This window comes from Collinsella sp. SGI.095 (assembly GCF_050314535.1).
Classification (GTDB): domain Bacteria; phylum Actinomycetota; class Coriobacteriia; order Coriobacteriales; family Coriobacteriaceae; genus Collinsella.
This window is the reverse complement of sequence record NZ_JBNPNG010000009.1, coordinates 59,913-69,403: the sequence shown is the minus strand read 5'-3', so window position 1 is coordinate 69,403 and position 9,491 is coordinate 59,913. Positions and strand designations below refer to the sequence as shown.

Sequence of the window (9,491 nt, the reverse complement as noted above, 5' to 3'; positions counted from 1 at the left end):
ATATGAAAGCCCCCGTCCCTCGTCCTACGCTCCGACTTGTGGACAAAGTGTCCCGAAGTTGTGGCTACACTCCCGGAAAAGTAACAGGACAGCGGGCAACCGTCAAGGCTGAAATGAACGGGTTTACACCCGGCCTTGACCGCCACCCGCCGTCCCGCTGAATGGGTGGACAAGGCGGCCAATCCCTCAAAGTGCTTGGCCGCTCTCGTTCTGATTTTGGAGCGTTTCTTTTCTCATAATGAAATGGGCGGGAAGCCATTTTAGGGCTTTCCCGCCTTGATTGCCCATCAGCAAAGACGGGCGGGACTGTCAACGGCGGCGCATTTATGCGCCGTTCATCTTGACCGTTGATTGGCCCCGCTAACTTTGCTACTCTGTTCTAAGTAATTCCTCAATTTGTTTTTTCATATATTCTACAAGTGCCATCGCTTCCTTTTCTACTGTCTCCCATTCATCAGACAAATTTCCCAAATAAGCTTCCTTTGCCGTTGTTAGCAGGGGGGAGAATCTCTCCGGCAATTTTAAAATTACCCATTTTGCGGCAACATCTTTTGTCGTGATTTCTTCTGTTACTAAAGTAAACCACATTCGTGATAAGGTTAATAACACATTTCTTTCATCACCCTTAAAGCTGGAAATCAAACCAGGTAAAGAAAACCGAATTGCTTTTTTAATTTCGTGAAATGGGATAGCGGGAATAAGCTCTTTGCTTTCCGCCCCCTTCAAAGTTATGCTATTTTTTCTTGCTTGCCATAATAAAATCATTATATCTGGGTCATTGCAGGCTTGCGGATATTCTCCTGCTTCCATCTCTCCCCTTAGCCATTCACCATACATATACTGACATTTTGGCGGAAATTGCAACGGAACAATATCAGATTGATTGATAATAGTTACCTCTAAAGGTCTTTTTTCAATACAGCCTACGGAGCCAGAAATTTTCAATAATTGCTTTGTTAGATCTGCTCTGATTGAATTACTCAATTCTTGTTTAGTAATTATCAGTATATCTATATCACTATCTGGACGCAGCCCATTCATTGTTGCTGAACCATATAAATATATCCCCAATATTTGACCTTGTAATATGGTTTCTGCTATTGAAATAACTTGATTTACTTGTTGTGGAAATTCATTTATATTCATTGTAACTCCTATATGTATTTATTTTTACTCCTCAACAACTGATAAAACAGCGTCTAAGGCTAATTCTAAGGCTATGGATATACTTGTTTTTCCCCATTCTCTTTCTTGGTATTTATGAGGGTCTGCAAGAGTATCGGCTGAAAAAAGCAGCATAGCCCATGTAACTTTTCTAAATTTTGCACACGCCGCCAATGCGGAACATTCCATTTTCTGATTGACCCGGAAACAAGGTGGATTATCGAAAAGATTTTTGACCTTGCCGTTCATGGCCGGGGAGCCGCCAGCATTACACGGATTTTGGTCGAAGAAAAAGTACCTACTCCCGGCTGGCTGAATTTCCAGAGATACGGCACTTTCGCAAATATCTATGCCGGAGCGCCGGAGGAAAAAGCCTATGCGTGGACGATAGCGCAGGTGAAAAGTATTCTGAAAGAGGAAACCTATATCGGACACAGCGTCCACAATAAGCAGACCAATATTTCATTCAAAAACAAGAAGAAAGTACGCAAGCCAAAAGAGGAATGGTATCGTGTGGAGAACACCCACGAAGCGATTATTTCCGAAGATGTGTTCCGTCAAGTACAGGAGCAGATTTGCAACAGGCGCAGACGGCAGAAGAACGGCACAACACAGATATTTTCCGGGCTGGTAAAATGTGCGGACTGCGGCTGGTCGCTGGCCTATGGTATGAACAGCCAGAACAAAAATCCCTATGCCCACTACCATTGTAGCAAGTACGGGCAAGGATTGCACCAGTGTTCCATGCACTATATCCGCTATGATGTGCTTTACGCCTATGTCCTTTCCCGTCTGCAATACTGGTCTGTGCTGGCACAGCAGGATGGGGACAAACTTCTGAAACGGCTACTTAACGCCAGCGACAAGGAACGCAATACTGCAAGGAAGCGGCAGACAGCCGAACTGAAAAAGGCGGAAAAGCGCAAAGCAGAAGTAGACACCCTGTTTGCAAAAATGTATGAGGACTGGTCTGCCGGACGCATTACAGAATACAATTTCAATATGCTGTCCGAAAAGTATCAGGGCGAACAGCGAGAATTGGACGCAAAAATTGAACGGCTTCACGAAGCGATGGAGGTCGCCGCCCAGACAGCGGTTGACGCTGAAAAGTGGATAGGTCTGATGAAACAGTATGTCAATCCCACAGAATTGACGGCTGAACTTCTGAATACGCTGATTGAAAAAATCCTTGTCCATGAAGCGGTCAAAAGTGAGGACGGAAGCCGGGAACAGGAAGTGGAAATCTTCTACCGCTTTATCGGCAAAATCGAATGACACATCTTGAGATACCCAACAATATCTTTAACTAAGGGAAACGGGGCTCTCGGTGCCCGACGCGGAGATGCTCGTCGTCCTCGGTGAGACGCTCGACGTGCCGGTGAGCAAAGACGAGGCGCGAGGCGATGGGGCTCTCCCAAGAACAACTCGCCGAGAAACTCTACGTGTCGCGTCAGACGATCAGCAACTGGGAGCGGGACAAGACGTATCCGGACGTCCAGAGTCTGCTCATGCTGAGCATCCTATTCGACACCTCCATAGACACGCTCGTGAAGGGAGACGTGACCGTTATGGAAGAGGCAGTCGAAAGAGATCGCAAGCGCATGGGAACGCGGATGCTATGGCTGGCCGTGCTGATGCTCGCGTTGCTGGCGGTGGCGTTCGCGCTGATACTGTCGCCGGCGTTTAACTGGATGGAGGGCACCTGGGGCGCCGGCGTCGCCGCGGCTGCGGCGTTCCTGCCGGCGATAGCGGCGCTTGTTGTCGCGACCGTCCTCGAGCGCATCAAGCGCGAGAACGACCTGGTGACATACCGCGAGATCCTCGCTGTCCGCAATGCAGACAGGTGCTTTACAGCCACAAGCGCGATAGTTTCAACAACAAGATGCAGTGCCCCAGAGCCCCTAGCAGTCGACGATGGTCTTGCCGATCATGATGTTGAGGATTTCGACGTCGGTGTCCTTCATACCCACGCGACCCACATAGCCCATGCTGGCGATCGTCTGCTCAACGGTATCTTGGATCAGGCCCTCGCCGGCGCGGAAACCGCGGCCCTGCATGGCCATATCGTGGCCCAGAATCGCCGCATCAACGGCTGCGGAAATCTTGGCGGCACAGCTCGCCTTGGCGCCATCGCACACGATGCCGCCCACGTTGCCGAGCGTGTTCGAAACCGTCGCGCCAATCTGCTCGCGCGTGCCACCGCACAGCCAGGTAATCGCGGCGCCGGCGCCGCATGCGGCGCAAATAGCACCGCAAAACGCCGAAAGTGCACCAATATAGCTTTTGATATGCACGGCAATAAGATCGGACAGCATCACGGCGCGCACCAGGCGCTCGTGGTCGCAGCGCAGGTACTCGGCATATTCCATAACGGGCAATGCACAGGTAATGCCCTGATTGCCCGAGCCGCACACAATGGCGACCGGCAGTGCGCAGCCGTTCATGCGGGCGTCGGACCCGGCGGCTGCACGGGCACGGGCACGGCAGGCGACGTCATCGGCACGAGCGCCCAGCAGCGTACGGCCCACCTCGGCACCCCAAGCGTGCGCCAAGCCCTCTGCGCTAATGGCGCCGTTCAGCTCGATCTGACGCTCAACGGCAGCGCGAGCACCCTCAACATCGCCGTCCTCAATAAAGTCGATGATGGTCTCAATCGACATGGGCGTGTCGGCGCTATCTGCCGCGCGCTCGGCCACCACGCGCTCGGCGCAGGCGGCACACTCCCCCACCGACTTGCCGCACACCGGAATACCGTCGAGTGTATGGCACGTGACATTGGTGTGGTGGTCGGTAATCTCGACGACCGCGGTATGCCCCCCGGCCGTGGCAGTCACCTTGATGTAGAGGTTGGGCACACCCTCGACAAGCGACACATCGCAGTAGCCGGCATCGGCGAGGAGCTCGGCCACGTGAGCACGGTCTTTATCGTCAACACTCTCGAGCACCTCGAGCGCGCTCTTGGCGTCGCCGCCCACGGCACCCAGCACGGCCGCGGCTTCAATACCATGCATACCGCCCGAGTTAGGCACGGTCACGCTCTTTACGTTCTTGATGATGTTGCCCGAGCAGGCAACATCCATATGATCGGGTTCGCAACCGAGCGTCTGGCTCGCCAGCGCCGCTGCATAGGCAACGGCAATGGGCTCGGTGCAGCCGAGCGCACAGACAAGCTCGCGGTTCAAAACATCGCAAAACGCGGTATCACGAAGGGAATCGGCAGGCATAGGTATCTCCTACTTGTATAACGGGCTGGGCTCTCAAAATAGTTCGCTATTATTATTTGATAACAATGCATCAAAAACCACAACCATGGTTCCGGCGGACGGCGCTCAAGCACAAATTGGCGGCATTATTCATGAGAAGCCGGTCTTATTGCATGCTAAAGCGTTTGAGCAAAAAACGCCCGAGCGTTTACACAAAAGTCGCGCTATCATGCAGTCGAACGCGGTAAAACCTTTAGCAATCTCGCCGCACAGACCAGAGAGGAAGCATCCATGAAGATCGGTATCGGTAACGACCACGCCGCCGTCGAGCTCAAGAACATCATCTCCGAGCACCTGAAGGAGCGCGGCTGCGAGGTCGTGAACTTTGGCACCGACACCTCCGAGAGCTTTGACTACCCCATCGCCGGCTACAAGGTGGGTAAGGCCGTTGCCAACGGCGACGTCGACCTGGGCATCCTCATCTGTGGCACCGGCGTCGGGATTAGCCTGGCTGCCAACAAGGTCGAGGGCGTACGCGCCGTCGTGTGCTCCGAGCCCTTCAGCGCCAAGCTCTCCCGCATGCACAACAACACCAACGTGCTCGCCTTTGGTGCCCGCGTCGTGGGCTCCGAACTCGCCAAGATGATTGTCGACGAGTGGCTCGATGCCGAGTTTGAGGGCGGCCGCCACGAGCGTCGCGTCAATCTCATCAACGAGATCGACCAGACCCGCGGACTCAAGGTCGTCGACGAGGCCTAAAGACTTACAACACCATACGTTAACGACAGCCCCCGTCCGGAACACACATCCGGACGGGGGCTGTTTAGTAGATTTTTGGGATATACCTAGAAATCTACTGGAATAAAAAGGGCGCCACGGATGGAATTCCGCGGCGCCAAAGCCACACGCTAACAGCTTTGAGGAGTCAAAGCTGGTTTAGCCAAAGAAACGCTTGATCTCGATCTCGGCGTTCTCCAGGCAGTCGGAGCCGTGGATCACGTTGGCGTTGACATCGACAGCGAAGTCGCCGCGAATGGTGCCGGGGGCAGCGTCAAGCGGGTTGGTAGCGCCCATAAGGGTGCGCATCTTGGAGACGGCGGAGAGACCGGAAACGACCATCTTGACGACCGGACCGCTCGTCATAAAGTCGCAGAGACCGCCAAAGAAGGGCTTGTCCGCCAGATGGGCGTAGTGCTCCTCGACGGTAGCACGCTCGAGCGTGGTCATCTCCATGCGTTCGATGACAAGGCCGCTACGCTCAATGCGAGCGACGATCTCGCCGATCTTGCGATCGCGCACAGCGTCGGGCTTAATCATGATGAAGGTCTTCTCGATAGCCATAAGGTAGCCTTTCAAGTAGGTTCGCGCGTGCCCAAGTCCCATTCCGGCACCCGCCTGGACTGCATCGTAACAGAGTTTTAGCTGCAGTTAAACAAAAAACTGTTTATTGAAACACTACAATTTATTAAAACGTTCCATATGTGTTACTTCTGTTTCGAAGCCCGACTAGAGTATCATCCGACCGCGCATCAACCGCACCGAACCGAGCGGACGGTCGGTTGCCGCCCGTGAACGTAGCCCCTTCACAACCTGCCCAAAGGTCCTACAGAAGTTATCGACAAGCCCCTTCCCCATCGCAACAAAATACGGGCGCCCGCTGCAGCAGACGCCCGTAAAAGCGAAAACGATTTATCAATAAATGGCCAAAGCCGCTTCAACTAAACCCTTACTTTGCCCCGTGGCCCATCTCGACGACCTTGGTCAGCGATCCAAGCACACCTTCGTCGGCAACGAGTTGTGCCTGGGCACGCTGCAGCTGCACGGCAACGGCGGCAGGGGCGGTACCGCCCTCGGTCGTGCGTGCGGCGACAATCGACGGAATGTCGAGCGCCTCGGTAATGTCGTGCTCAAAGAGCGGGCTTGCCTCTTGGAACACCTCAAACGGCAGGTCCTCAAGATTGCAGTCGCGCTTCTCGCACATCAGGACCAAATGGCCCACCACGGCGTGGGCCTCGCGGAACGGCAGGCCACGCTTGGCCAGGTAATCGGCAACATCGGTGGCGGCAAGGTGCCCCACGCCGCACTCGCGCGCCATGGCATCCTCGTTGACGGTCCAGGTCGAAATCATACCGGCCATAACGGACAGGCACTGCATGAGCGTATGGGCGGTATCGAGCGCGCCCTCCTTGTCCTCCTGCAAGTCCTTGTTATAAGCGAGCGGCAGGCCCTTCATGGTCACGAGCAGCTGCACCAGGTTGCCATAGACTCGGCCGCTCTTGCCGCGGATAAGCTCGGCAAAATCGGGGTTCTTCTTCTGCGGCATGATGGACGAGCCAGTGGAAAACGAGTCGGAAAGCGTGATAAAGCCAAACTCGGAGCTCGACCACAGCACGATCTCCTCGGAAAGACGCGACAGGTGCATCGCCATGACGGAGCCGGCGTAATGCAGATCGAGGAGGAAATCACGGTCGGAAACCGCATCGAGCGAGTTGGGAATCACGCCCGCAAAGCCAAGTTCGGCGGCCGTCATCTGACGATCGAGCGGATAGCTCGTACCGGCAAGCGCGGCAGCGCCCAGCGGGCAGTTGTCGGCAGCATCAAAGGCGGCCTTCAGGCGTGTAAAGTCGCGCGCGAACATCCAAGAATACGCCAGCAGATGATGCGACAGCAGCACGGGCTGAGCATGCTGCATGTGCGTGTAACCCGGCAGAATCACCTTGTCGTACTGTTTGGCCGCATCCACCAGCACGTGGCGCAGCTCAAGATTGGCCTCCATGAGCTCCTTGGCCAGCGCCTTGACGCCCAGGCGCGTATCGGTCGCCACCTGGTCGTTGCGCGAACGCCCGGTATGCAGGCGCTTGCCCGCCTCGCCGATGCGACGGGTCAGCTCGCTCTCGATGGACATATGAATGTCCTCGTCGTTGATATCGAAGGTAAAGTTGCCGGCATCGATATCCTGTTCGATTGCGGTCAGACCCTCGGCAATCGCCTGCTCGTCCTTTGCACTGATAATGCCCTGGGCCGCCAGCATCTTGGCATGTGCCTTAGAGCCAGCGATATCCTGCTTATAGAGATGTTTGTCGACCGGCAGCGACGCGCCAAACTCCTGCGTGACCTCGGCCACGCCTGTCTCAAAACGACCGCCCCAAAGAGCCATGGAACCGTCCCCTTTCTCCAAATACCAAAACAAGCGCCCAAAGCAAAGCGCCATGTCGTTAAAGCGATTTATCAACCGCTAGTTTTGCACATTCCCCGCCGTGCGCGAGACCATGTGGCTAATTTGCAAAGAAGTGACGCACCAGGCACTTGGCGCCCATCGACTCCCGCCAGCCGTTGCTCGCCGAGCCGTCAATCCATGCCTTCAGGCTCATAGGGACATCCTCGACCTTCGCAGCATCGAACTCGGGCGCGAGGGCAAATAAAGCATGCGCGATAGCATTGAACATAATGGATACTCCTCAGATATATATAGGCGCAGAGCCGCCAAATTGATAGAAGGAGCCCCGCCGGACAACCCCGGCGGGGCTCGGACTCAGCCGCAGACGCGGCATCATATATGCGGGCGGAATGTAGGGGCCACCGATGTTAAGAAGTGTCAGCAAGCATAACGAAAGGTAGGGACCCCATGCGCCCGTTATGTATCACGCGGATGGGCCGCGCGGATACCAAGGGAAGGAAGACTTAAGCCTGCGCGGCAGCAGAGCTGGGACCCTGAACCTTAGCCCACGTCTTGAGCGACAGCGTGTCGATCTCGATAAAGCCGGCGCTGGCCTTCTCGTCAAACGTGGTGTCGCGGTCGTAGGTGGCCAGACCGTAGTCATAGAGGCTGAAGGGGCTCTTGCGGCCGACAACATGGCAGTTGCCCTTAAAGAACTTCAGACGAACGGTACCGGTCACGAACTTCTGGGTATCGGCCATAAAGGCGTCGAGTGCGTTTTTGAGTGGGCTGTACCACTGGCCGTTGTACACGGCGGTGGCCCAATCCTGCTCGAGCTTAATCTTGGTCTTGAGCAGATCGCCCTCGACGCAAATATCCTCGAGCGCCTTGTGGGCGGTGATAAGCGTCAGGGCGCCGGGAACCTCATAGCACTCGCGGCTCTTGAGGCCCACCAGACGATCCTCGACCAGGTCAAGACGACCAAAACCGTTATCGCCCGAAATCTTGTTGAGGGCGATAACGATCTCGGAGAGCTTCATCTTCTTGCCGTCGACGGCGACGGGCTTGCCGGCCTCAAACTCAATCTCGGTGTAGGTCGGGGTGTCGGGCGTATCCACGGGATTCTTGGTCATAACCCAGGCGTCGTTGAGCGGCTCGTTCCAGGGATCCTCCAGGTGGCCGCACTCAATGGCACGACCCCACAGGTTGTCGTCGATGGAATAGGGGTTCTCGTTGGCACCCTCGGGAACCGGCACATTGTGAGCATGAGCATAGGCGACCTCGTCGGGACGGCACTTCAGATCCCACTCACGCACCGGGGCGATAACCTTAAGCTCGGGGTCGAGAGCCTTGACGGCAGCCTCAAAACGAACCTGGTCGTTACCCTTGCCGGTGCAGCCGTGGGCGACGTAGGTCGCGCCAAACTCGTGGGCGACCTCGACAAGCTTCTTGGCGAGCAGCGGGCGAGACAGAGCGGAAAGCAGCGGGTACTTGTTCTCGTACATGGAATTTGCGGCGATGGCCTTGGTCAGGAACTCATCGGAGAACTCATCGCGCAGGTCGAGCACCTGGCAATCAAGAACGCCCAGGTCGAGCGCTTTCTGTTTCTTGGCATCCAGGCCGGTCTCCTCCTGGCCCACGTTGCCGCAGACGCAAACGACATCGAGATTCTTCTCGTCCTGGAGCCACTTGACACATACGGATGTATCAAGACCACCGGAATATGCGAGAACGACTTTTTCCTTGCTCATGGCTGTTTCCTTTCGCCCTTGGTAGCTAGTTAGAACATCGGTCAGTTGCAAGTCATTTCAAGGTCACATATCGTGCAATATCAGGTTAAATAGCAAAAATCAGCACATACATGCCCTAGAAACATGCAGCAATGTCGTGCTAAAACCCAACGACCTTAAAATGACTCTGTTGAGGCAATTCGCCCCATGCGGACAGAGACGATTGTTATCGTCGTC

The 9,491-nt window shown here is 55.2% G+C and carries 9 protein-coding genes and 1 pseudogene; 3 read left to right on the top strand and 7 right to left on the bottom strand.

Annotated elements, in window-relative coordinates:
- Positions 1-369 precede the first annotated feature (369 nt).
- Entirely contained in the window at positions 370-1,146 is a 777-nt protein-coding gene (ant(9), locus tag ACQRCA_RS05180) for an aminoglycoside nucleotidyltransferase ANT(9) (RefSeq protein WP_052084611.1), read from the bottom strand.
- A gap of 24 nt (positions 1,147-1,170) precedes the next feature.
- Entirely contained in the window at positions 1,171-1,413 is a 243-nt protein-coding gene (locus ACQRCA_RS05175) for a hypothetical protein (RefSeq protein ID WP_427719262.1), read from the bottom strand.
- Between ACQRCA_RS05175 and ACQRCA_RS05170 the strand changes: the two genes are divergently transcribed.
- Positions 1,357-2,439: a DUF4368 domain-containing protein gene (locus ACQRCA_RS05170; RefSeq protein ID WP_427719267.1), complete on the top strand. Its 1,083-nt coding sequence runs from the start codon at positions 1,357-1,359 to the stop codon at positions 2,437-2,439. The two genes, ACQRCA_RS05175 and ACQRCA_RS05170, sit on opposite strands and share 57 nt — an antisense overlap.
- Before the next feature lie 122 nt (positions 2,440-2,561).
- Positions 2,562-2,699, top strand: a pseudogene (locus ACQRCA_RS05165) (helix-turn-helix transcriptional regulator); the annotation flags it as partial.
- 366 nt (positions 2,700-3,065) lie between these two features.
- On the opposite strand, the gene ACQRCA_RS05160 reads toward ACQRCA_RS05165, so the two are convergent.
- Positions 3,066-4,388, bottom strand: a complete 1,323-nt coding sequence (locus ACQRCA_RS05160; RefSeq protein WP_427719260.1) for a serine dehydratase subunit alpha family protein — start codon at positions 4,386-4,388, stop codon at positions 3,066-3,068.
- A 270-nt stretch (positions 4,389-4,658) separates the two neighbouring features.
- On the opposite strand from ACQRCA_RS05160, the gene rpiB reads away from it, so the two are divergent.
- Positions 4,659-5,126: a ribose 5-phosphate isomerase B gene (gene rpiB, locus ACQRCA_RS05155; RefSeq protein WP_427719257.1), complete on the top strand. Its 468-nt coding sequence runs from the start codon at positions 4,659-4,661 to the stop codon at positions 5,124-5,126.
- 177 nt (positions 5,127-5,303) lie between these two features.
- Here rpiB and ndk read toward each other — a convergent pair whose 3' ends face one another.
- The 4 genes from ndk to ACQRCA_RS05135 form a co-directional block, all read right to left on the bottom strand.
- Positions 5,304-5,708, bottom strand: a complete 405-nt coding sequence (gene ndk, locus ACQRCA_RS05150) for a nucleoside-diphosphate kinase (RefSeq protein WP_055251725.1) — start codon at positions 5,706-5,708, stop codon at positions 5,304-5,306.
- Positions 5,709-6,093: 385 nt separating this feature from the next.
- Positions 6,094-7,524, bottom strand: coding sequence for an argininosuccinate lyase (gene argH / locus ACQRCA_RS05145; protein ID WP_427719254.1), 1,431 nt, complete (start codon positions 7,522-7,524; stop codon positions 6,094-6,096).
- Positions 7,525-7,642: 118 nt separating this feature from the next.
- Positions 7,643-7,813: a hypothetical protein gene (locus ACQRCA_RS05140; protein ID WP_427719251.1), complete on the bottom strand. Its 171-nt coding sequence runs from the start codon at positions 7,811-7,813 to the stop codon at positions 7,643-7,645.
- A gap of 235 nt (positions 7,814-8,048) precedes the next feature.
- The gene (locus ACQRCA_RS05135; protein WP_427719249.1) at positions 8,049-9,275 is read right to left on the bottom strand and encodes an argininosuccinate synthase; all 1,227 of its coding nucleotides are present in this window, start codon (positions 9,273-9,275) and stop codon (positions 8,049-8,051) included.
- Positions 9,276-9,491 lie beyond the last annotated feature (216 nt).